Source organism: Legionellales bacterium (assembly GCA_026125385.1).
Taxonomy (GTDB): Bacteria; Pseudomonadota; Gammaproteobacteria; order JAHCLG01; family JAHCLG01; genus JAHCLG01.
Map to the genome: position 1 here is coordinate 71,117 of JAHCLG010000004.1, position 22,155 is coordinate 93,271.

The following is a 22,155-nucleotide window of genomic DNA, read 5'->3' on the forward strand; positions in this document are numbered from 1 at the left end:
ATTACATACTCCCTACTTGTAATGAGTCTACTTTTTCAAAACCACGCGGTAATTTATGACCACGGCGTCCGCGCTCTCCATGATAATGTTCTAAATCACTTAATTTTAACGTTAGTTTACGTTTTCCAGCAAAGAGAGTTAATTTATCATTTTCACCCATAATGGCGATATCGCGTAAAAATTCTTCGCGAGATTTAGCGCGATCCGCTGGAATATTTATAATTTTATTACCTTTGCCTTTATTTAATTGTGGAAGTTCCGCTACTGGGAAAACTAGCATCCTACCTTCGTTGGTGACACTGATTAAATAGTTTGCTTGAAAATCTTGAATGACGCGTGGTGGTAAAATTAAGCAGCCTTCTGGGGCTTTAATAATGGCTTTACCATTTTTATTTTTACAATATAATTCTTCGAGTTTAACAATAAATCCATATCCAGCATCACTGGCTAATACAATTAATTGTTCACTACTACCACTGATCATGCCTACAAATTCTGCGCCTAGAGGAGGGGATAAACGTTTCGTTAAAGGTTCGCCCTGACCGCGCGCTGACGGTAACATGTGATTAGGAATAGAATAAGAACGACCCGTAGTATCGATATAAACAGATTGTTCATTGCTTTTAGCCAGGGCGCTGATTAAAAACTCATCTCCAGCTTTATAACTTAATTTAGTGGGATCAATATCATGGCCTTTAGCAGAACGCACCCAACCTTTTTTGGATAAGACAATGGTAACAGGTTCAGTAGGGATTACTTCAATGTCATTTAATGCTTGTGCTTGTTCGCGTTCGACAATCGGCGTGCGTCGTTTATCGCCATGTTCAGCAATATCCGCTTCGATTTCCGATTTAATTAATGCAGTTAACCGTTGCGCTGATTTTAAGGTGTTTTCTAAGGTATCGCGTTCTGCACTGAGTTCTTGTTGTTCCGCGCGAATTTTAATTTCTTCGAGTTTGGCTAATTGCCGTAATTTAATTTCTAGAATCGCTTCTGCTTGACGTTCGCTTAAATGATATTTTTTTATCAATGCCTGTTTGGGATCGTCTTCCGTGCGGATAATATGAATCACTTCATCAATATTTAAAAAAGCAATTAGTAAACCATCTAATACGTGTAAGCGATCTAAAACTTTATGTAAGCGATGTTGTAAACGGCGTTTGACGGTTTCTTTACGAAACTCGAGCCATTCTTGAATGATTTGTAATAAATTTTTTACTTGTGGCCGACCATTTAATCCGATGACATTAAAATTAACGCGATAAGTGCGCTCTAAATCGGTGGTAGCAAAGAGATGCGCCATTAATTTTTCGATATCGACTTTATTATTGCGGGGCTCAATCACTAAACGCGTGGGATTTTCATGATCGGATTCATCGCGTAAATCTTCGACCATGGGTAATTTTTTCGCCTGCATTTGTTGGGCGATTTGTTCCATGATTTTATTACCCGAGACTTGATGCGGTAAGGCAGTGATTACAATGGCATCGTCTTCTAAGGCATAAACGGCGCGCATGCGAATACTACCATTACCCGTTTTATAAAGTTGTTTTATATCGGCTTTAGAGGTAATGATTTCTGCGGAAGTAGGATAATCGGGGCCTTTAATAATTTTGGTAATATCACTTAAGACAGCTTGCGGATTTTCTAAGACATAAATACAGGCTTTGCCGACTTCGGTTAAATTATGCGGTGGAATGTCGGTAGCCATGCCCACGGCGATGCCGGTGGTTGGATTTAATAACACGTTGGGTAAGCGCGAGGGTAATACTTTGGGTTCGTCTAAGGTACCATCAAAATTCGCGGTAAAATCGACCGTGCCTTGATCGAGTTCGCTTAAGAGTACGCTAGCATAGTGCGATAATTTTGCTTCCGTGTAACGCATGGCGGCGAACGATTTCGGATCATCTGGCGATCCCCAATTACCTTGACCAATAATTAAAGGGTAACGATAGGTAAATGATTGCGCCATAATCACCATGGCTTCATAACACGCACTGTCGCCATGAGGATGAAATTTACCTAAGACATCTCCGACGGTGCGCGCTGATTTTTTAAATTTTGCACTGGCCTTTAAGCCGAGCTCGCTCATGGCATAGACAATTCGACGTTGTACGGGTTTTAAGCCATCGCCAATGTGTGGCAGCGCGCGATCTAAAATCACATACATTGAATAATCAAGATAGGCTTTTTCAGTAAATAATTTTAAGGGAATATTTTCTACAGTATCATTAAATTCAACCATGCTCATACATTCATTTCCTGTTAAACTTCGGCTAAATCGCCTTTGGTTTCTAACCAATTTTTACGATCATTGGCGCGTTTTTTGGCTAATAACATATCCATCATTTGCTGGGTATCATCACCCTGTTCTAGCGTTAGACGCATTAAACGGCGAGTGTCTGGAGACATTGTGGTTTCGCGCAATTGTTGAGGATTCATTTCACCTAATCCTTTGAAACGTTGCACACTGATTTTTCCTTTTTTATGTTCAGCGGCAATGCGATCGAGGATGCCTTGTTTCTCGGCATCGTCTAAGGCGTAAAAAACTTCTTTACCGAGATCGATGCGATAAAGCGGTGGCATGGCAATAAATACATGACCGGCTTCTACGAGTGCGCGAAAATGTCGCATGAAGAGGGCACATAATAACGTTGCAATGTGTGAGCCGTCGGAATCGGCATCGGCTAAAATACAAATTTTTCCATAACGCAAAGACGATAAATCGCTAGCACCTGGTTCTAAACCAATGGCGATAGAAATATCTTGAATTTCTTGCGAGCTTAAAATTTGATTGGAATCGACTTCCCAAGTATTCAAAATTTTTCCGCGTAACGGCATGATGGCTTGGGTTTCGCGATCGCGGGCTTGTTTGGCAGAGCCGCCTGCCGAATCACCTTCCACCAGAAATAATTCGCCACGCATGGGATCTTGGCTCACACAATCGGCTAATTTTCCGGGTAATGCAGGACCACTGGCAATTTTTTTACGTTCGATTTTTTTGGCTAATTTTAAACGTTTTTGCGCATTGTGAATGGCCATTTCTGCAATACTTTCACCAATGCTGGCGTGTTGATTTAACCATAAACTAAAAGCATCTTTCGTCACACCGGAAACAAAGGCTGCGCATTCGCGTGAGGATAAGCGTTCTTTGGTTTGTCCCGCAAATTGCGGATCGAGTAATTTAACAGCTAATATATAGCAACAATTATCCCAAATATCTTCCGCGGTAATTTTTACTCCGCGAGGCAATAAATTGCGGAGTTCACAAAATTCACGAATGGCTTCGAGTACGCCAGTGCGTAATCCATTGACATGGGTGCCACCTTGCGGCGTGGGAATGGTATTAACATAACTTTCGGCGATCACTTCACCGCCTTCAGGTAACCATAAGACAGCCCATTCAGCACATTCATTATTACTGGTAAAATTGCCAATAAATGGCTCTTCGGGAATTTTTAGAAAATTACCTAAACTATTGATTAAATATTCACCGACACCATTTTCAAAATACCACTCTTCTTGTTCTTGATTAATTTTATCGGTTAAAGAAATGCGTAAACCTGGACATAAAACCGCTTTGGCGCGTAAATAATGTTTAAAGCGTGAGAGCGAAAATTTTACGGTATCGAAAAATTGAGGATCAGGCCAAAAACGAATGGTGGTGCCATTATCGCGTTTAGTAGTGGTACCCGTTTCTTTTAATTTTCCCGTTTTTTCACCTTGGGCAAAACTCATCGTGTAAATTTTTCCCTGTTTACGCACGGTGACATCTAAGCGCAGGGACAAGGCATTCACTACCGAAACCCCAACACCATGTAAACCGCCCGAAAACCGATAGTTTTCGTTAGAGAATTTCGCTCCAGAATGAAGACGAGTTAAGATTAATTCGACACCCGATACTTTGTGTTTAGGATGAATATCGACGGGCATGCCGCGTCCATCATCGCTGACTTCTAACGAACCATCTTCGTGTAAAGTCACTTGAATGTGTTTAGCAAAACCACTCATGGCTTCATCCACACTGTTATCGACGACTTCATGGGCAAGATGATTGGGGCGCGAGGTATCGGTATACATCCCCGGGCGTTTGCGCACCGGTTCTAAGCCACTTAAGACCTCAATAGATTCCGCATTATAAGTAGTTGTGCTCATAGAATTTAGATTTCAGGATGAGAAAAAACGTATTCTAACAACCGTGGGAAGAAATAAGCAATTTTATTCGTTTGCTAAATGCTCGGGGGGATAATCTCTTATTTACCGACTATCGTACAGAAAAAAGTGCGGTTAGCTCTTGCGCTGTCGGCAAAATCCCTCTACACTACGGCTTAATTGAGTAGACAGCTATAAGTCTATATGCCAGCACAAAACTTAACACAATGGCTTCACTATATTAAAGCCATGCATCCAACCACAATCGACCTAGGTTTGGATCGAATTAAAGCCGTTGCCGAACGCTTGAAGGTAACTCGTTTTAATTGTCCAGTGATAATGGTAACCGGCACCAACGGTAAAGGCTCCACGGTGACGAGTTTACGTTCGATTTATCACGCCGCAGGGTATCGCACCGGTAGTTTTACGTCACCGGAATTATTACGTTATACCGATCAAATCCTGCTGAATAACCAAGAGGTGAGCGAGTCCGCATTGTGTTCGGCATTCGCGTCAATCGAAGTGGCGCGTGGCGCGATAACGCTTACGCCGTTTGAATTTTTAACCTTGGGCGCACTGTGGTTATTTCAGCAAACACCGTTAGATATTGTTTTGCTGGAAGTGGGAATGGGCGGGCGCGACGATGCGGTGAATATTGTCGATGCCGATATCGCCATTATTACCACAGTCTCGTTAGAACATCAGCAATGGTTAGGCGATAGCATTGAAGCTATAGCAGAACATAAAGCGGGCATTATGCGCGCAGAGAAACCGGTTATTTGTGGCATGCCAGCACCGCCACATGCCATTCTAAGCCAAGCGCAACGTTTAAAAGCACCGTTGTATCGTTTAGGGAAAGAGTTTTCTTATGACATGGCCAATGAAAATTGGCGATGGAATTTGGGGGAAGTTTGTAAATTTTGTCAATTGCCGTTTTGCCGTCTCGACTTGGATAATGTCGCGATCGCATTAATGGCAATCACTATTTTAGAGGATACTATGAACGTTAATAAACCAGCCATTTATCAAGGAATTCAAGCAGCAGAATTACCAGGAAGGTTTCAGGTGATGGATGATGAAGTGACTACCGTATTTGATGTCGCGCATAATCCACAATCGTGTGAAAATTTAATGCAAAAAGTAAAACAAAATTTTCCCAATAAACGCATTCGTGCGGTCGTGGGAATGCTAAAAGATAAAGACATTCCCAAATGTTTGAAGACTTTTCAACAACACGTGGTGAAATGGTATATCTCGGGTCTTGATGTTGAACGAGGAGCTTCCTGCGAAAAATTACAAAAAATCTTAAAACAATTAGAGGTAGATGATTATCTCAGTTTCCCAAGCATAGAAGATGCACTCCAACACGCCAAAGACGATTGTGAAGACAATGAAATTGTTTTAGTTTTTGGTTCGTTTATTACCGTCGCTAAAGGTTTACACGCCAGCAAACACGAACATGCCGCATAAAAAGTTTAGAGGTTGTTGGGTTGAGGAGCACCGAAACCCAACAGCTTTATGCGCAAATATCTGATACCCATTGCTCTAATATTCAATAACTTCCACACCCAAGCAAAGAAAACCCGTATCGTGAATTGTCATGGTTATATTATCTATTCTTGCTTGATTTGTAACCACATTGTAGCATATAATTTACTATATACTATGGGAGTTTAAACATATGAAAAACAGTATTGTTAGGGCGCGTGTCAACCAAGATTTAAAACAAGATGTTGATCATATTTTAGGAGATCTCGGTCTCACCATGTCCGACGCCATCAATGCCTTATTTAAGCAAATCAAATTACATAATGGTTTACCCTTTGAAATTAAAGTGCCAAATAAGGTCACTCATAAAACATTACAAGAAAGTGCTAAAGGGAAAAATCTAAAATCATTTAATTCTATAAACGATTTATTTAATGACTTGGAAAATTGATTACGATGCGGATTATTGAGCGTTCTAATCAGTTTAAAAAGGATTTTAAAAAAATAGTCAAACGGGGGAAAAATATCGAAAAAATAAAAACAGTAATTCAATTGCTAAGCTATGGCGAAAAACTTGCTGAGAAATATCGAGATCATTTTCTTGTTGGTCAATATAAAAATACTCGCGAGTGTCATATTGAGCCGGATTGGCTGCTGATTTATGTGCTAACTGAAACTACGTTGCGACTTGAGCGGACAGGGACGCATGCAGATTTATTTAATTAGATTAAGAGATAACGGGTTTTTTAATTTTAACTTCTCGGTAGTCATCTGCATATTGGCAACGCCTCATCACGCGCCTCATCAAGCATTTTTCAGGTGTTTTTATTTTTTATTTAAAAAATATGCATATGAAACATAAGCCAACAGATTACACCTGCTAGTAACTTTTTCCCTCATATTTCCAGTATGCTTGACTAACTCTTAATGTCATCCTCTTTGTTAAGATAATAATTAAATTATTGGCAAGGAGATTTTTTATGTTTTTCAATTATTTGCAAAATAAACAAAAAAAAGAAGATATGCAAGAAGAGCAAGAGAAACTTAAAAATGAAAAAGCAGCCGAATTAAAAAAAATCGAAGAAACGTTAAATCAAATTACTCAACAAGACCCTATAAAATCCAAAAAATATTCTAAGATTATTAGTGATCTGCAGTTCAATAGTAATGATAATTATGATCAGTTTATGAAAAAATTATCAATATTATTAGACCAAAATGTTGCCGTAGATTACACCCTGGTTTGCTTGCTTGTGGATGCAATAAAGCCTTTGCATGAAAATCGTTTTTTTAAAATGATAAAAGCAAATTTATATCGATATTTATTAACAAACTGGTTTATTAATGTAAGTCATCGATTAAATGAATCTTCAAACCCAGTTGTGATAAATTTATTCAGTGAAGCCTATAAAAATTACCAAGAGATTCAAGAAGAGGTGCTTGAAATAATCAGTAAGTCGAAAAATGCACAACAACCTGAAAATGAAGATGAAGAAGAAGGTGTTCGACAAAATTGTTATAGTGAACAGTATGAGTTATTGCACTGCTATTCAGGTCAATATTTTTTACTTTTGTATCGAGGCGATATTGATAATTCAATTTGTGCCCTTGCTAATTTTTCTGCAGATGATATCTCCAAACTGATTTCGATTATTAATGAAAACGAGCAGGTTGGAAATTGGCTTTCACAAGAGGCGATCAAAAAAATTAATTTACTTGCAAAAAAACCTAGTCAATCTCAACATACGCTTTTTTCTTATCTGGATGTAAAAGCTTTTCTGAAGTTGCTTCCGAATAGTACTCACCATGAGTTAAGAAGTAAATTGGTCTTAGATGAACTTTTAAGATTAGATTGTCAAATGGGAAAGCTGATAAATGCTTTAATTAATGATCCCACAGAGCAGCTATTTCCTAACGAGTTATTTATTTATAAAGCAAATGATCCGAGACTTTCGGTAGAGTTAGCGTTTCACCCGGGTTTAAGACACTACTTGGTAAAAAACTATGAAGAAGCAAACACTCCACTACAGCAGGCCGCAGAGGAGGCCTCCACAGAAAACGCTAAACATCCTAATGCCTATTCATTCAAGTTAATGGCAATGCAGAATGAGCAATATTTAGCAATGCCTAAAATAACCAGTTCAAAGACACCTAAACCTAATTCTTAAACAGGTTAACCTACATAAAAAACTCGCACTAAAGATTTGCTAATGTTATCCTTTTGCCAAGTTAACCCCATAGGACAATTCTGTGATCCGACTCGTGCGTTTAGGTTGGTTATTACTCTTCATTGCAAGCATTGCCTTGGCCGAAGTGCCAAGTCATCCTCATCGCGATAATACCACGTTATGGAATTTGCGCGATGCCGATATTCACAGTGTGATTGCAGAAGTGGCGAAAGTCACCGGCAAAAATTTTATTGTGGATCCCAGGGTGCAAGGTAAAGTGACCATTATTTCAGCCACCCCGCTCACGAAAGACGAAGTCTATCCCGTATTTTTATCGTTACTGCGCGTGAATGGTTATGCCGCAATTCCAGATGGACATACCATCAAGATATTACCTATGATCAATGCGCTACAAGAAAATACGCCAGTTGGAAATACTCATTTACAACCTAAAGACGCGATGGTAGTTAAAGTGATCGCGGTTAAAAATAAATCGGCAGAACAACTTGTTCCCGTGTTGCGTCCATTAATTCCACCGAGTTCAAGTTTAAGTGCCTATTTACCCTCGAATTCGTTAATCGTTTCCGATACCGCCGCCAATATTGCGAAAATTACGCATTTAGTTCACGAGGTGGATACCGCCAATCAGAGTGGTGTTGATATTGTGCCATTGCAAAATGCGCTGGCTTCCGATGTGGTGAAAGAATTAGTGACGATGATGAATATGGCCAGTCCCGGCATGCCACAACTGGCTTTAGCGGCAGACGATCGCACGAATAGTATTATCATGAGCGGTAATATCACTCAGCGAGCGCGGGCACGATTATTAATTCAACAACTCGATGCGATTAATAGCAATGGCGGAAGTGGTAATACGCAAGTCGTGTATTTGCATTATCAAACGGCTAAAAATTTAGTGCCGATTTTAGCGGGAATTGCCCAAGCGAGTTTTGGCGAAGATGCCACTCTCAATACTCATACTCAAAAAATTACCGACACCTCCGAAAAAAATAAACCCGAACAAGAAAGCATGAATGCGAGTATTAGTGCGAAAGGCAAACATGTGGAAATTGAATCTGATCCTTCCACTAATTCATTAATTATTTCTGCACCCAATAATGTGATGCGCACGTTACGCAGTGTGATTAATCGTCTCGATTTGCGTCCAGCACAAGTGTTAGTGGAAGCAGCGATTGTGGAAATTGACGAAACGAAATTAAAACATTTAGGCATTCAATGGGGTACAAGCAAATTACCTGGTGATACTAATCCTGTTTTATCAAGCGATCCAGAATTTAGTCAACTCACCGGTGGCTTAGGGGTTGGTTTTATTCATAACGGCGATATGCGCGCAATGATCACGGCGTTAGCACGCGATGGCTCCACTAATATTTTATCTACCCCCGATATCATCGTATTAGATAATCAAACGGCCGATATTAAAGTTGGGAAAAAAGTACCCTTTATTACTGGCTCCTATAGCACCGCAGCCGATGGTTCACTCAATAATCCTTATACCACCACCCAGCGTGAATATGTCGGACTCGAATTAAAAGTTACGCCACAAATTAATCAAGGTAATGCGGTAAAATTATTAATTCAACAAGGCAATGAATCGATAGTGGATGGATCATCTAGCAATCAAAATCCTAATCCAATTACCGATGAAAGTGATATTAAAACTTCAGTGATTGTTAATAACGGTGAAATTCTCGTACTGGGTGGTTTAATGAGTAACCAAATGGTGGAAATTTTACATAAATTACCCATCTTAGGTGATATTCCTGGCGTGGGGTTACTTTTCCGTGATAAAGAACATGATATGGAGAAAAAAGATTTAATGGTATTTTTACGTCCGGTGATTTTACGCAATGATAATCAAAATATTAATGTCACCGATGGTAAATATGATTATATTCGCACACGCCAATTACAACAATTGGATCAATTTGGTTACCCGCTTAATTATGGTGGACAACCCAGTATTTTACCGCCTTTGCACGGGCAAGCTCAATTACCTTCACCTTTTGTGAGGATGCCAATTCATGGTGATGGAATTAACTGAAACGCAATTGCAGGAATTAATTAATCACAGCGATTTAAATTATTTGCGCACGCACATGACCTATCAATTTGCTAAACAGCAAGGCGTGCTAATATTGATGAACGCATTTAAACAATTATATGTTTTAATTCACGCCCACACCGATGCCGATGCCATTGCAGAAATTCGCCGGTATTTTAACCAAGAACTTCACATATTTACACTATCATCTCAACGTTTTACCGAATTATTACCAAAACTTTTTGGGCATTCGAATGCCAAAGCCGCGGTAGAAAATTTAGAAGAAGATTTAGATTTAAATGATTTAGTTGAACATATTGCCGAAACAGCAGAACTCTTAGACGATCAAAACGATGCTCCCATCATTCGTTTAATGAATGCCTTATTTATCCAAGCCATAAAATCACAAGCATCCGATATTCATATCGAAACTTATGCGAAAAATATGATAGTGCGGTTTCGCATTGATGGAGTATTGCGCGATATTTTACAACCTCGTCGTGCTTTAGCGCCTTTTGTAACATCGCGGATAAAAGTCATGGCCAAATTAGATATTGCGGAAAAACGTTTGCCCCAAGATGGTCGAATTAGTCTAAGCATTGGAGGTCATAATATTGATGTGCGAGTGTCGACATTACCTTCCAATGATGGTGAGAGAATTGTTCTGCGAATTCTCGACAAAAATACCATTCGCTTAGATTTAAATGATTTAGGGATGAATGGATCTCAATTAGATTTAATGAAAGAATTAATTCAAAAACCGCATGGCATTATTTTAGTGACTGGCCCTACTGGCTCTGGAAAAACTACCACACTCTATGCGGTACTCAGCCAATTAAATGAAATTTCTCGCAATATTTTAACCGTAGAAGATCCGATTGAATTTGATTTACCTGGCATTGGTCAAACGGCGGTGAACCCCAAAGTTGAAATGACTTTTGCGCGGGGTTTACGGGCAATTTTACGCCAAGATCCTGATGTGGTGATGGTGGGAGAAATTCGCGATGTCGAAACCGCAGAAATTGCCGTGCAAGCCAGTCTCACTGGACATTTAGTATTATCCACCTTGCACACCAATACTGCCATTGGTGCGATTACGCGATTACGCGATATGGGGATTGAACCATTTTTAATTGCTTCGAGTTTGGTGGGTGTGATTGCTCAACGCTTAATTCGTTTATTATGTCAGGCTTGCAAAGAAGCGTATCAACCTAGTGCAGAAGAATGTCAACTCTTAAACATTAAACCCACGCAATTACTGTATCGTGACGTTGGCTGTAAACAGTGCGATAATTTAGGCTATCGCGGACGTGCGGCAATTTATGAAATTATTCCCATTGACGATACGTTAAAACAATCCATTCACGAAAACTATGGCGAACAACAAATGATAAATACCATTCGTGAAACTTATCCAAGTTTGCTTACCAATGCTTATCAACAAGTGATTGCAGGTAATACTACTCTCACCGAAATTATTCGAGTCACAGGAATGCAAGATGCCCGCATTTGAATATAAAGCCATTGATAAACACGGTGAAACGGTGCAAGCAATTACCGAGCATGATTCTGCGCGTAGCGTGCGTCAAATGTTGCGAGCGGAGGGATTAATACCCTTGGAAATTAAGCCCATTCATCAAAAATCGCTGCAATTAACCGGTCGGCAATATCGCTTAAAAACTTCAGAATTAAGTTTAATAACACGACATTTAAGTGTCTTGTTAAATTCATCGATGCCATTAGCCGAAAGTTTAACTACGGTTGCTGAACAACTTCACCAAGCTCGCGCCAAAGCAATTATATTAGGCGTGCGCAGTAAAATTCAGGAAGGGTTTTCTTTCGCAACCAGTTTGAATTATTATCCTCAAGCCTTTCCTCTGATTTATCGTGCGGCGGTGGCTGCTGGTGAAGAAACAGGACGTTTGGATCACATCTTAGAGCAGTTAGCAGATTATGTCGATCAACAGCAAAGCATTAAACAAAAAATTCAACAAGCGATGATTTATCCCAGTTTAATGTTGATTATTTCATTCACTATTGTCACCTTTCTAATGATTTATGTCGTTCCAAAAATGATTGCAGTATTTCAACAAAATGATCAACAACTACCCTGGGTTACCCACCTCCTATTAACAATCAGTCATGTTATTCATTATGATGGTTGGTGGTTGGTATTATTATTGGTTTTGCTAATACTGGGTTTTCGCTATTTATTATTACAACCCCTATGGCGTGAACGATGGCACCGAGCGTTATTAAGCATTCCAATATTAAATCGCTTTTTATGTTTAATTGATACCGCACGTTTTGCTCATACCTTTGCAATTTTAGCGCAATCAGGTACTGATATTTTAAAATGTGTCCGCGAGAGCCTGAATGTTGTCAAATTAATTCCATTACAACACGCTTTGTCTAAAGCGAGCCAACAGATTGCTGAAGGTAGCTCAATTTATCAAGCATTTAAACACATTGATTTTTTTCCGCCATTATCGTTGCATTTAATTGCCAGTGGCGAAAATAGCGGACGCTTAGCGCTGATGTTAGAACGCGCAGCACTCATGCAAGATCGTGATATTGAACGTTATGTTAATATGAGTTTAACTTTATTTGAACCTATTTTAATTTTAGTGATGGGATGTATCGTATTATTTATCGTTCTAGCCGTATTATTACCAATTTTTTCACTCGATCAATTACCGGGGTTAACATGAAAAAGCAACAAGGTTTTACTTTAATTGAAATTATGGTGGTTGTGGTTATTTTAGGTATTTTAGCTGCAATTGTGGTACCAAAGATTTTAGATCGCCCAGAACAAGCACGCTTAGTCAAAGCGCAACAAGATATACAATCCATTGCTGAAGCATTAGATCTTTATAAATTAGATAATGGAAATTTGCCTACTACCGATCAGGGGTTGCAAGCGCTGGTGTCTAAACCCACCAGCGATCCCATTCCTAATAATTGGCATTCCTATTTAAAATCACTACCAATAGATCCGTGGGGGCATCCTTATCAATATTTAATTCCAGGTCAACATGGAGAATATGATTTATTTTCTTACGGCCCGCAGGGTCAAGGCAGCGAGCAAGGTCTTATTGGAAATTGGACTAATGCCAAATAAAAAAATTAATCATGGTTTTACCTTGATTGAAATGATGATCGTGGTGGTTATTCTCGGCATTATTGCTACTATGGCTGTGCTTGCGATGGGGAATATCGATAGTGAAAGTAATATGAAAACAGCCGCTTTGAAGCTGAATGCCTTAATGCAATTTGCCAAACAATATGCCATGCTCAAGCCGCAACAACTGGGATTAATGATTGATGATCATGATTATCAATTTGTCGCTTTTCATCCCGATAATGCTAATAAACCGTGGCAAATCATTTCAACTTCTCCATTAAATGGTCTTCATGTCTTGTCGGATCATTTAACGATTAAAATACTCAACCGTGATGCTATTCCTCCTATTGTTTTTTATAGTACGGGAGAAATTACACCCTTTACTTTAATTATTGAAAATGCCAAACATACAATGGGCTATAAAATAGTAGGCTTAGCCAATGGTAACATTGCTTTGCAAAAAGCATGAAAAATAACAGGGGCTTTACCTTAATCGAAGTTTTAGTGGCAACATTAATTGTAGCCATTGCACTATTGGCGATTGTGATGGCAACGAGGCGTTCCGTACAAGATTTAAATTATGTGAGCAATAAAACAATGGCGCATTGGCTAGTATTAAACATTGCTAATAACATACAATTAAAATTATTAACACCCCCTCAACAAGGCGATGAAATGGTGTTTAATCAAACTTGGCATTGGGAAGTGCGCGATCAACAAGCGAATTATCAAATTAATGTTTATTCCAAAACCGATGGCAAACGCTATGAACACATACTCATTCCAGCGTCATAATGGATTTACCTTAATAGAAATTATTATTGCTCTGCTAATCTTTGCAATTATTGCGAGTATATTAATGGTTGTCTTAGAGCAATCGATCGCAACGCAAGAGGATTTTAATCATCATGCTGAAACACTTTCTTCATTACAATGGTGTTTTTATCGTCTAGAAAATGATTTAACCCAAGTCGTCGATAGACCCATTAAACTTTCGAATGGAAAAATCGAACCGGCGTTGAGTTTAAGCATTCAACCCTTCCTAGAATTACAATTAACTCGGCTCGGTGTTGTGAATCCATTAGCGGTTGCTAAGCGCAGTATTATGCAACGTGTGGTCTATCAATTTAATCATCATCAACTGTGGCGACTCAGTTTTTCAACACTCGATCGTGATGTGAATGCTGTTCCTAATAAAATTTTATTATTAGATGGTCTCGATAGTTTTCACCTGACGGTACTTGATCAACACAATAAATGGTTAAGTAGCTGGCCATTTTATAGCAATCCTGATATGTCTTTACCAAAAGCGGTGAAAGTCACACTTTGCTTACAACCAAGGCGTTGTATCGATAGGATTTTTAGCCTATGAAAAAACAACAAGGGAGTGCGCTGCTAACTTCATTACTTATTGTGATGATTGTGGCGAGTATGGCAGTTATGATGTTGTTAAAAACACGTATTGCCATTACTCGCACGCGGATGATGTTTAATGTCGAAAATGCTGAAATTATCAGTCAAGCCGCCAATGATTGGGCAATAAAAAAATTGAATCACCCCATTAACCTGCAAACAACGAGTGAAATGATCCAGCAATTTCCCCAACACTATCATTATTCATTAAATGGCTTCAACGTTAATGTCGTATTAATGGATGCAGAAGCAAAATTTAATATTAATAATATTACCAATCCTCAACAATTATCTTCTTTTATTATGTTAGCGAATCAACTCTGGAAGGGGAAACTAGCAGGGCAAGAAATTAGTAAAATTGCCAGTGCGATATTAAGCTACCTTAGTACGGATGTGCCTAGTCAACAAAATTTAATTAATCCCGCGATGAGTAATTCACGATGGTTGGTGAATATTTCAGAATTACGCTTAATTGATAAAATAAATGCACAGCGTTATTTAGCCTTAGTACCCTACGTTATCGCCTTACCTAAAATAACACCTATTAATATTAATAGCGCGAGTAAAATGGTCTTCACCAGTTTAGGGATGACCCTCGAGCAAGCACAAGCCGTTGTTGAATATCGTCAGCAGCACCAAGGATTTCACAGTATAGCAGAATTTATGAGCTTACCTTATTTACACGAATTAAATATTCCCTTAAATCAGCTTACCTTGTATAGTAATTATTTTATGTTAAAAATCACGCTGCAAATTGATAATCAAACACTCACCATTTACCGATTATTGCAGCGCTCTATACAAAATGGCAAAGTCACAGTTACCGTCATCTGGCAAAGTAATGGGAGTGCAACGTAGTGGAACGGTATTTATTATATTTAACCGATTTAACAGCGAGTGCTGTTGATGTCTTACACGTAGCTGCCAATGGCGAGCCCATGCAATATTACCCGCAAATGGCGAGTGACAAGCTAGCGCAACTTCATCTACCCATCACCATTATTTTGCACAGTCGATTTTTTCGTTTACAAACAGTAGCATTGCCAAAAGTAAAACCTCATCTACGGTTACAAGCATTACCCTTTGCTATTGAAGAAAAAGTATTAAGCCCTATCGCAGATTTATTTTTTCCAGTCTTTACCCCACTTAATCACGATCCCCTCGTATGTGCAATAATTAACCGTACACATATGGATGAGCTTGTGCGTTGGATAACGCAACAGGCGATCCGTGTGCAGGCCGTGCTGCCCGATCTGTTATTAATTCCATACGATCGCTTACAGCCGAGTGTATTGTGTTATCAACATTATTATCTAGTCCGCAACGCAGAGTGGCAAGGATTTCTTGCTGATCAGGAGAATTGGCAAACGCAATTAGCCTTATCTACTAAAGTATTTTCTAATTCGGCAACCACAATATCAGCAGAGACGGTTGCAAAGGAAAAAGTGGCTAAAATTCACGTCTACGATTTTTCTCAGCAATTTTCTTTTAATGATCCTGACATTGACTGGCACGAAACTCCAGCGTCTCCCTTATATTTATTCGCAAAACACGTAGAACAATATTCATCAGCCAATTTTTTACAAGGCGACTATCAACTCAAGCGTGAAAAAAATCAGCGTGAGCGCAAAATTAAAATACTTGCTATCTTAGCTATTATTTTAATCGTGGTTTTTTCCATTAGCAAAACGCTGCAATGGTGGTATTTAACCCGTCAATTAAGCATCGTCCAAAACCATATTGCCACGCTGTATTATCAGCTATTTCCGCAAGCGACCAGTGTGATAAGCCCGCGTTTACGAATTGAACGTGAGTTGAATGGTCTTAATCAGCATAATCCGAATCAATTATTTTTTAATCTACTGTCGGGCGTGGCATCAACTCATCAATCCGTGACCATGCTCTCTCTGCAATTTCAGGATAATAAACTGGTCTTACATGTCAAAACACAGCTTTTGCGGGAAATGACGCAATTTTTGAGTGATTTGTCGCACTCGGGATTACACTTCAGTCATTCATTACAAACCAAACCTAATGAAGTATTAGCCACAATTACTCTCGGAGGCGTATGATGAATTTATTGAAACAACGTTGGCAAGCTTATAATTCACGTGAGCAATTGTTTTTATTGCTTGGCACTATCGCCATTGTATTGTTTAGTGGCTATTCATTATTACTATCGCCACTTTATCATCATCTTGAAACGTTAAAAAAATCTTTAACTGAACAACAACAATTATTGGCTTGGATGCAAGCAAAACAACCTTTATTAAACGTTAAACAGCAGGCAATTACTCGCGAAAAAATATCAACGGATGAATTATTGACTCGATTGAGTCAACTCTTTACCCAGGAACGATTTAACGCGCAATTAAGTGCAGAAGAAAATGGTCAAATTAAAATAATATTTAAAACGATAAGTTTTGATCGTTTTATCGACTGGCTAACTAAGCTGGATCAAAAAATTTATTTTAAAATAATAAATTTAAATATCCAACGATTGGATCATCCTGGAATGGTGGATATTGAGTTAGAACTGGCGACTTCAACCTGAATTGAAGGAATTTAAACAGGCTTTTATTCGCCCCATACCGGCGCATCAATTAAAGCCATCGCTTTTTGTGCTTTTGCTAAACCTTGTGCCGCGGATTTATCGATCCACATTCTGGCTAAATTAATATTTTTAGGTGTGCCTAAACCGTAATAATACATATATCCCAGGGCATATTGTGCCTCAGCACTGCCGTGAGCTGCAGCAGGTTGCAGTTGTTTAAATGCTAATTGATAGTTTTGTGCTTTGAAGTTGGCTTCGCCGAGTTGATAAGATTGTTTCAATGGAGTGGTGGCGCACGCGGACAAGCCGATGACCAGTAATGCGGTTATAATCGATTTTATCATGGTAAATTTCCTTTCCAAATGGGAGCGAATTGTAATTTTAATTCGGGTAAATCCAAACGTTGTAAATGGCCTTGATAATTGAGTATCACCGCAGAGGTTTGAATTTGCTCGATGATAGCACCATTTGCCAAATGGTCACCTATACTATAGACCTGTTGTTGGCCATTTTCCAATTGAATAATGGCTTGGGCATTTTTGCCGCTCATCACCCCAATTAAGCGAATATTTAAATTAGTTTGCGGTAACGCCGATTGTGGACTTATACCAAAAACATGAAAATGGGCAATATTTTCTGCGGAATAGGTTGGCTGAGTGGGAGTGGTTGAGCGATTAATAGGTGCAGTAGTGGTAGTTATAGTCCGAAAAAAAAGTATGGTATTGATGATTACTATCAAGATTAATGAGAGCATCACGATGCTTGTAAATTCAAACCAATACTGTGGTAAAAATTGTTTATAATGCATGGTTTACTCGTGTTAGTTTGGATAATTGATTGAGTTTTTGTGTCGCACTGAGTGGGTGCGAGTATTGTTTGCTCGCAATCAGTACCTTGAATAATTCACCCATTTCATGCGGCATTAATAAACGTTGAATTTCTTGAGACAATTTTAGCATATCATAATCGGAGGTCGAGTGATTTTCTTGGGCAAGGTTTAAAATATTCAAATTTAATAAATAATTAGCTTGAGTTAAAAATCCTTCTAAGGTAAATCCTTGCTCAGCAAGTGCATAAGCAAGCGTCGTGAAATCCACATGAGCAGTAATATCTTGCAAGCCTGGGTAATAAAAAGGATCATCGTGATTTAAATGGCGATAATGACACATTAAGGTGCCTTGATTGCGCTGTGGATGATAATATTCCTGGCGAGAAAATCCATAATCGATTAGTAATACCACACCTTGGTGAAGTTGTTGAAAAAGACTCGCACACCACAGCGATAAATTTAAATTGATTTCAGAGCTATAGTGATTAGGCAACGTGTTAAATAAGGATAGTATTGGTGCGGTTAATGTAGGATTTTCGTATAAGTGCCATTTAAATTGATTATTTTCCATGGTTACACCCATTTCATAAATAATTTGATTATTGATATGAAAACGTTGTATGGGCATGGCATCTAAAACTTCATTGGCGATAATTAAACCATTCATAGGTTTTTCTAATAACGTATCTAACCAAATAACTTGAGGAAATTGGCTTAATAATTGTTGTTGTCGTTGACGCAAATCGGGGCTAATTTCAAGAATATAATAATACTTAGGTAAGGCTTGGTGTTTTTGTAATGCGGTTAAAATATCAAAACATAATTTACCTGTTCCTGCGCCAAATTCAAAAATACAGGCATCATCCAGGTTATGGGAAATTTCTAAAAATTGTTGAGCTAAACATTGTCCGAATAACCTCGAAATTTCAGGTGCGGTAATGAAATCACCTACCGCACCGAATTTATCTAAGCCGGCATGATAATAACCAAGTCCTGGTTGATACAATGCCATCTGCATGAAGTCGTAAAACGAAATAAAATGTTCTTGCTGAATTTTTTCGCGAATTAATTGACTTAATTCTTCACTGTGAGCGCTGGCGCTAGTAGAAGGTTTGGGTAATTGCATGGTGTTATCGATTCATGATTTTTAAGAAAAACTGCGTTAGTTTACCATAAGGTGGATAAACAAGACGATTTAAACGCCACTTAGATTGATAAAAAACCGCTTTCGCATGGCTGAACCGCAAAAATCCTTCGCGACCATGATAGCTTCCGAGTCCACTTAAACCGACACCACCAAAGGGTAAATCGGTTTGAGCAATATGTAATAACGTGTCGTTGATGGTAACACCGCCACTTAGTGTGCGCGTAAGAATGTTATGAATTTTTTTCCGATCATGCTCAAAATAATACAAGGCTAATGGGTGTGGGCGTTGTTGAATGTAATTAATAGCCTCCTCTAATTGTTCATAAGTAATAATAGGCAACAAAGGACCAAAAATTTCTTCTTGCATGATAAGCATCGTATCGTTAACCTGATAAATAAGATGCGGTGCCATTTTATAGGCGGGTAAATCGTCAGCGCTTAAATTAATAATGATAGCTTGTTTATTTTTAGCATCGTTTAAATAGTCTTGTAAGCGTTGATAATGATGTTGATTGATGATTGCCGTGTAATCATCATTTTTTTTAAGATGAGGATAAAAACGTTGTACGGTTTTTTTCATGAGTTCAATAAATTCGGATAAACGGGCTTTAGGCAATAAAACATAATCCGGTGCAATACACGTTTGACCACTATTCATTAATTTTCCCATGACAATACTTTCACAAGCAGCGGCTAAGGGATAAGTTTCGCCAATAATACAAGGAGATTTACCGCCTAATTCTAAGGTAATGGGCGTTAAATGTTGACTGGCTGCTGCCATAATTAATTTACCCACTCGCGTTGAGCCTGTGAAAAATAAATGATTAAATGGTAAATGCGCAAAGGGTTTGGCAAGACTGCCATCATCTTGACAGCCATAAACCCACTCTTTGCCTAAATAATTTTTTAGTAATTCTGTCATTACCGTAGCAAAATGGGGCGTTAATTCAGAAAACTTAATCATGACGCGATTACCCGCAGCTAATGCCGCGCACAGTGGAGCGATAGTTAAATAAAGTGGGTAATTCCAAGGGACAATAATCCCAATCACACCTAGAGCTTGGTGAAAAACTCGCGATCGGCCTGGTAAAAACCATTGACTCGTTTTACGCTTTTCTGGTTTTATCCATTTTGGTAAAGATTTAATATGATAATCTAGAGTTTGCAAACTGGGAAAAATTTCAACAAGCTTCATTTCTGTTTGGCTACGATAATTAAAATCTGCTTGAATGGCTTGAATAATTTGCGTTTGGTTTTCTTTAATTAATTGACGTAATTTTTTTAATTGGAATAAACGTTGATTTAATGAAGGATTATTTTCTTGCAAAAAAAATGCTTTTAATGCAGAAAATGCTTGAGCTAATGGTGTCGTGATGAATGGGTCGTGTTCCATGATCCTATTATCCTAAGTTAACGCCGGCAGAAGAGTAAATCCCAAACCCCGTGCCCTAATTTCTGACCACGGCGTTCAAACTTGGTGAGTGGGCGAGAAGCGGGGCGTGGTGCAAATTGGTTTAGTCCCGCAAGATTGCTAAATGTTGTTTGCCGAGATAAAACTGCCATCATTTGTAATGCGTAATCTTCCCAATCCGTTGCTAAATGTAGTGTACCGCCTATTTTTAATTTGGGGGTAATTAATTGAATAAAGTTTTCATTAATTAAGCGGCGTTTATGATGACGTTTTTTATGCCAAGGATCAGGAAAAAAGATGTGGATGGCATCTAAGGAGTTATCCGCAATTGCCTGTTTAAGCACTTCCACCGCATCGTCACAAAAAATGCGAATATTCGTCAATTGGTGATGCTGGATGAGTTTAATGAGGTTGCCAACCCCAGGCCGGTGCACTTCAATGCCGATAAAATCGTGTTCGGGCATGTTTTGCGCCATACTTGCAAGTGTTTCACCATTGCCAAAACCAATTTCTAAAATGAGCGGCGCTTGGCGTTTAAAAATGCTCGTGAAATCAAGAGGGTGATCGGTAATTGTTAGCCCATATTCCGCAAAAGAATGGGTTAAGGCATGGTCTTGACTGGGAGTTAAACGGCCATTTCTGCGCACAAAACTGCGAACAGTACGATAAAAAGTATCCACAAATTTTCCTTATTATTTCATTGCTACGATGTGCGAAACCTGAAGTTGATCGCCTGGTTTTAACCGGGTTTGCGCGAATAAGCTGTGTGGGACGACTAAACCATTGCGTTTAAGGGCAAAATCTTCACCTTCGAGATTAAGCTTAGTAATCAATTGCGCAATGCTGGCATCTGCCGCCAGTTCAACTTTTTTGTCATTAACAAAGATGTTCAAGACTGGGCTACCTTTGGTTACGGATGACATCACTTAATGATAAACAATTCATGCTAGCTTGCCAACTTGTGATTTAGTGTTAACTAGATTATTCTCATGCCTTGCTTAATTTTTGGAGAAGATGATGCACTGCCAAGAAATCGACTACTCAATCCAAGGTCATGATTTTCAATATGTTGAAATTGAATTGGATGCTGGAGAAACCGTAATTGCAGAAGCGGGTTCCATGATGTATATGGAAGACGGGGTTTCCTACGAAGCAAAATTAGGCGATGGCTCTAACCCAAAGTCAGGGATTTTAGATAATTTGTGGGGAGCGGGGAAGCGTTGGCTGGCAGGCGATACTCTTTTCTTAACTCATTTTACCAACCAAGCGCAAACTAAGAAAAAAGTAGTGTTTGCGGCACCTTACCCGGGTGCGATTATTCCGCTTAATCTTAAAGAACATAATGAGAATATTATTTGCCAAAAATCGGCTTTTCTATGTGCCGCGAGGGGTACGCAAATTACGGTTACGCTGACTAAAAAATTCGGTGCCGGATTATTTGGCGGGGAAGGATTTATTTTACAAAAAATTATGGGTGACGGTTTGGCCTTTATCGCCGCAGGGGGAGCGATTGTAAAAAAACAATTAAATAATGAAACCTTAAAAGTCGATGCGGGTTGTATTGTTGGCTTTGAGTCACAAATTGATTACGATATTGCACGCGCTGGTAATTTAAAATCGATGATTTTTGGCGGCGAAGGATTATTTTTAGCAACCTTAAGTGGCACTGGCACCGCCTGGTTACAATCAATGCCATTTTCGCGTTTGTGTGATCGCATTATTGCGAGCGCGCCTGCGGAAGGTGGAAAATCGGTAGGCGAAGGGTCAATTTTAGGAAATTTATTTAAAAATTAGGAATCACTAT

General features: G+C 38.9%; 23 protein-coding genes. 15 read left to right on the forward strand and 8 right to left on the reverse strand.

The features are described from left to right. Window position 1 precedes the first annotated feature (1 nt). Together parC and parE are read right to left on the reverse strand one after the other, a co-directional pair. The gene (gene parC / locus KIT27_02685; GenBank protein MCW5588550.1) at window positions 2-2,251 is read right to left on the reverse strand and encodes a DNA topoisomerase IV subunit A; all 2,250 of its coding nucleotides are present in this window, start codon (window positions 2,249-2,251) and stop codon (window positions 2-4) included. 14 nt (window positions 2,252-2,265) lie between these two features. After that, complete coding sequence (gene parE, locus KIT27_02690; protein ID MCW5588551.1) at window positions 2,266-4,155, reverse strand: DNA topoisomerase IV subunit B; 1,890 nt, start codon at window positions 4,153-4,155, stop codon at window positions 2,266-2,268. Window positions 4,156-4,356: 201 nt separating this feature from the next. On the opposite strand from parE, the gene folC reads away from it, so the two are divergent. From folC to KIT27_02760, 14 genes are all read left to right on the forward strand, one after another. Beyond that, entirely contained in the window at window positions 4,357-5,622 is a 1,266-nt protein-coding gene (gene folC, locus KIT27_02695) for a bifunctional tetrahydrofolate synthase/dihydrofolate synthase (GenBank protein MCW5588552.1), read from the forward strand. 211 nt (window positions 5,623-5,833) lie between these two features. Continuing rightward, window positions 5,834-6,091: a type II toxin-antitoxin system RelB/DinJ family antitoxin gene (locus tag KIT27_02700; GenBank protein MCW5588553.1), complete on the forward strand. Its 258-nt coding sequence runs from the start codon at window positions 5,834-5,836 to the stop codon at window positions 6,089-6,091. Further along, on the forward strand, window positions 6,091-6,366 hold the full coding sequence (locus KIT27_02705; GenBank protein MCW5588554.1) for a type II toxin-antitoxin system YafQ family toxin: 276 nt from the start codon (window positions 6,091-6,093) through the stop codon (window positions 6,364-6,366). Before KIT27_02700 ends, KIT27_02705 begins: the two co-directional genes overlap by 1 nt. 254 nt (window positions 6,367-6,620) lie before the next feature. Next, the gene (locus KIT27_02710) at window positions 6,621-7,808 is read left to right on the forward strand and encodes a hypothetical protein (protein MCW5588555.1); all 1,188 of its coding nucleotides are present in this window, start codon (window positions 6,621-6,623) and stop codon (window positions 7,806-7,808) included. A gap of 82 nt (window positions 7,809-7,890) precedes the next feature. Beyond that, window positions 7,891-9,873 carry a type II secretion system secretin GspD gene (gene gspD, locus KIT27_02715; GenBank protein ID MCW5588556.1) on the forward strand — a complete coding sequence of 661 codons (1,983 nt, stop codon included), beginning with the start codon at window positions 7,891-7,893 and terminating at the stop codon, window positions 9,871-9,873. Between the two features lie 55 nt (window positions 9,874-9,928). After that, window positions 9,929-11,386: a type II secretion system ATPase GspE gene (gene gspE, locus KIT27_02720; protein MCW5588557.1), complete on the forward strand. Its 1,458-nt coding sequence runs from the start codon at window positions 9,929-9,931 to the stop codon at window positions 11,384-11,386. Next, entirely contained in the window at window positions 11,373-12,584 is a 1,212-nt protein-coding gene (locus tag KIT27_02725; protein ID MCW5588558.1) for a type II secretion system F family protein, read from the forward strand. Before gspE ends, KIT27_02725 begins: the two co-directional genes overlap by 14 nt. After that, window positions 12,581-12,994, forward strand: coding sequence for a type II secretion system major pseudopilin GspG (gene gspG, locus KIT27_02730; protein ID MCW5588559.1), 414 nt, complete (start codon window positions 12,581-12,583; stop codon window positions 12,992-12,994). Before KIT27_02725 ends, gspG begins: the two co-directional genes overlap by 4 nt. Continuing rightward, entirely contained in the window at window positions 12,984-13,466 is a 483-nt protein-coding gene (gene gspH, locus KIT27_02735; GenBank protein ID MCW5588560.1) for a type II secretion system minor pseudopilin GspH, read from the forward strand. The genes gspG and gspH overlap by 11 nt, the downstream gene beginning before the upstream one ends. Next, on the forward strand, window positions 13,463-13,792 hold the full coding sequence (gspI, locus tag KIT27_02740; protein MCW5588561.1) for a type II secretion system minor pseudopilin GspI: 330 nt from the start codon (window positions 13,463-13,465) through the stop codon (window positions 13,790-13,792). Before gspH ends, gspI begins: the two co-directional genes overlap by 4 nt. Continuing rightward, a complete protein-coding gene (gene gspJ / locus KIT27_02745; protein MCW5588562.1) occupies window positions 13,764-14,369 on the forward strand; it encodes a type II secretion system minor pseudopilin GspJ in 606 nt (201 codons plus the stop codon). The genes gspI and gspJ overlap by 29 nt, the downstream gene beginning before the upstream one ends. Then, window positions 14,366-15,268 carry a type II secretion system minor pseudopilin GspK gene (gspK, locus tag KIT27_02750; protein MCW5588563.1) on the forward strand — a complete coding sequence of 301 codons (903 nt, stop codon included), beginning with the start codon at window positions 14,366-14,368 and terminating at the stop codon, window positions 15,266-15,268. The genes gspJ and gspK overlap by 4 nt, the downstream gene beginning before the upstream one ends. Beyond that, a complete protein-coding gene (locus tag KIT27_02755) occupies window positions 15,268-16,482 on the forward strand; it encodes a hypothetical protein (GenBank protein ID MCW5588564.1) in 1,215 nt (404 codons plus the stop codon). Before gspK ends, KIT27_02755 begins: the two co-directional genes overlap by 1 nt. After that, window positions 16,479-16,964, forward strand: coding sequence for a type II secretion system protein M (locus tag KIT27_02760; GenBank protein MCW5588565.1), 486 nt, complete (start codon window positions 16,479-16,481; stop codon window positions 16,962-16,964). The genes KIT27_02755 and KIT27_02760 overlap by 4 nt, the downstream gene beginning before the upstream one ends. A 23-nt stretch (window positions 16,965-16,987) precedes the next feature. On the opposite strand, the gene KIT27_02765 is transcribed toward KIT27_02760, so the two are convergent. Genes KIT27_02765 through thiS form a run of 6 tightly spaced genes read right to left on the reverse strand, consistent with a single transcriptional unit; the run spans window position 16,988 to window position 21,244 of the window. Next, window positions 16,988-17,308, reverse strand: a complete 321-nt coding sequence (locus KIT27_02765; protein ID MCW5588566.1) for an SEL1-like repeat protein — start codon at window positions 17,306-17,308, stop codon at window positions 16,988-16,990. Next, on the reverse strand, window positions 17,305-17,772 hold the full coding sequence (locus KIT27_02770; protein MCW5588567.1) for a hypothetical protein: 468 nt from the start codon (window positions 17,770-17,772) through the stop codon (window positions 17,305-17,307). The genes KIT27_02765 and KIT27_02770 overlap by 4 nt, the downstream gene beginning before the upstream one ends. After that, on the reverse strand, window positions 17,762-18,919 hold the full coding sequence (locus tag KIT27_02775) for an SAM-dependent methyltransferase (protein MCW5588568.1): 1,158 nt from the start codon (window positions 18,917-18,919) through the stop codon (window positions 17,762-17,764). Before KIT27_02775 ends, KIT27_02770 begins: the two co-directional genes overlap by 11 nt. Window positions 18,920-18,923: 4 nt before the next feature. Further along, the gene (locus KIT27_02780; GenBank protein ID MCW5588569.1) at window positions 18,924-20,333 is read right to left on the reverse strand and encodes a coniferyl aldehyde dehydrogenase; all 1,410 of its coding nucleotides are present in this window, start codon (window positions 20,331-20,333) and stop codon (window positions 18,924-18,926) included. A gap of 17 nt (window positions 20,334-20,350) precedes the next feature. After that, window positions 20,351-21,031, reverse strand: a complete 681-nt coding sequence (trmB, locus tag KIT27_02785) for a tRNA (guanosine(46)-N7)-methyltransferase TrmB (GenBank protein ID MCW5588570.1) — start codon at window positions 21,029-21,031, stop codon at window positions 20,351-20,353. A gap of 12 nt (window positions 21,032-21,043) precedes the next feature. Further along, window positions 21,044-21,244, reverse strand: coding sequence for a sulfur carrier protein ThiS (gene thiS / locus KIT27_02790; GenBank protein MCW5588571.1), 201 nt, complete (start codon window positions 21,242-21,244; stop codon window positions 21,044-21,046). A 121-nt stretch (window positions 21,245-21,365) separates the two neighbouring features. Here thiS and KIT27_02795 point away from each other — a divergent pair, with 121 nt between their 5' ends. After that, entirely contained in the window at window positions 21,366-22,145 is a 780-nt protein-coding gene (locus KIT27_02795) for a TIGR00266 family protein (protein MCW5588572.1), read from the forward strand. Window positions 22,146-22,155: the final 10 nt, after the last annotated feature.

Excerpts from the sequence above, each read along its gene's own strand:
- KIT27_02710 (MCW5588555.1), top strand. The coding sequence starts at position 6,621 with ATGTTTTTCAATTATTTGCAAAATAAACAAAAAAAAGAAGATATGCAA.
- folC (MCW5588552.1), top strand. The coding sequence starts at position 4,357 with ATGCCAGCACAAAACTTAACACAATGGCTTCACTATATTAAAGCCATG.
- KIT27_02725 (MCW5588558.1), top strand. The coding sequence starts at position 11,373 with ATGCCCGCATTTGAATATAAAGCCATTGATAAACACGGTGAAACGGTG.
- KIT27_02795 (MCW5588572.1), top strand. The coding sequence starts at position 21,366 with ATGATGCACTGCCAAGAAATCGACTACTCAATCCAAGGTCATGATTTT.
- KIT27_02760 (MCW5588565.1), top strand. The coding sequence starts at position 16,479 with ATGATGAATTTATTGAAACAACGTTGGCAAGCTTATAATTCACGTGAG.
- KIT27_02775 (MCW5588568.1), bottom strand. The coding sequence starts at position 18,919 with ATGCAATTACCCAAACCTTCTACTAGCGCCAGCGCTCACAGTGAAGAA.
- gspK (MCW5588563.1), top strand. The coding sequence starts at position 14,366 with ATGAAAAAACAACAAGGGAGTGCGCTGCTAACTTCATTACTTATTGTG.
- gspJ (MCW5588562.1), top strand. The coding sequence starts at position 13,764 with ATGAACACATACTCATTCCAGCGTCATAATGGATTTACCTTAATAGAA.
- KIT27_02770 (MCW5588567.1), bottom strand. The coding sequence starts at position 17,772 with ATGCATTATAAACAATTTTTACCACAGTATTGGTTTGAATTTACAAGC.
- parE (MCW5588551.1), bottom strand. The coding sequence starts at position 4,155 with ATGAGCACAACTACTTATAATGCGGAATCTATTGAGGTCTTAAGTGGC.
- parC (MCW5588550.1), bottom strand. The coding sequence starts at position 2,251 with ATGAGCATGGTTGAATTTAATGATACTGTAGAAAATATTCCCTTAAAA.
- KIT27_02780 (MCW5588569.1), bottom strand. The coding sequence starts at position 20,333 with ATGGAACACGACCCATTCATCACGACACCATTAGCTCAAGCATTTTCT.
- KIT27_02700 (MCW5588553.1), top strand. The coding sequence starts at position 5,834 with ATGAAAAACAGTATTGTTAGGGCGCGTGTCAACCAAGATTTAAAACAA.
- gspE (MCW5588557.1), top strand. The coding sequence starts at position 9,929 with ATGACCTATCAATTTGCTAAACAGCAAGGCGTGCTAATATTGATGAAC.
- KIT27_02765 (MCW5588566.1), bottom strand. The coding sequence starts at position 17,308 with ATGATAAAATCGATTATAACCGCATTACTGGTCATCGGCTTGTCCGCG.
- gspG (MCW5588559.1), top strand. The coding sequence starts at position 12,581 with ATGAAAAAGCAACAAGGTTTTACTTTAATTGAAATTATGGTGGTTGTG.
- gspH (MCW5588560.1), top strand. The coding sequence starts at position 12,984 with ATGCCAAATAAAAAAATTAATCATGGTTTTACCTTGATTGAAATGATG.
- gspI (MCW5588561.1), top strand. The coding sequence starts at position 13,463 with ATGAAAAATAACAGGGGCTTTACCTTAATCGAAGTTTTAGTGGCAACA.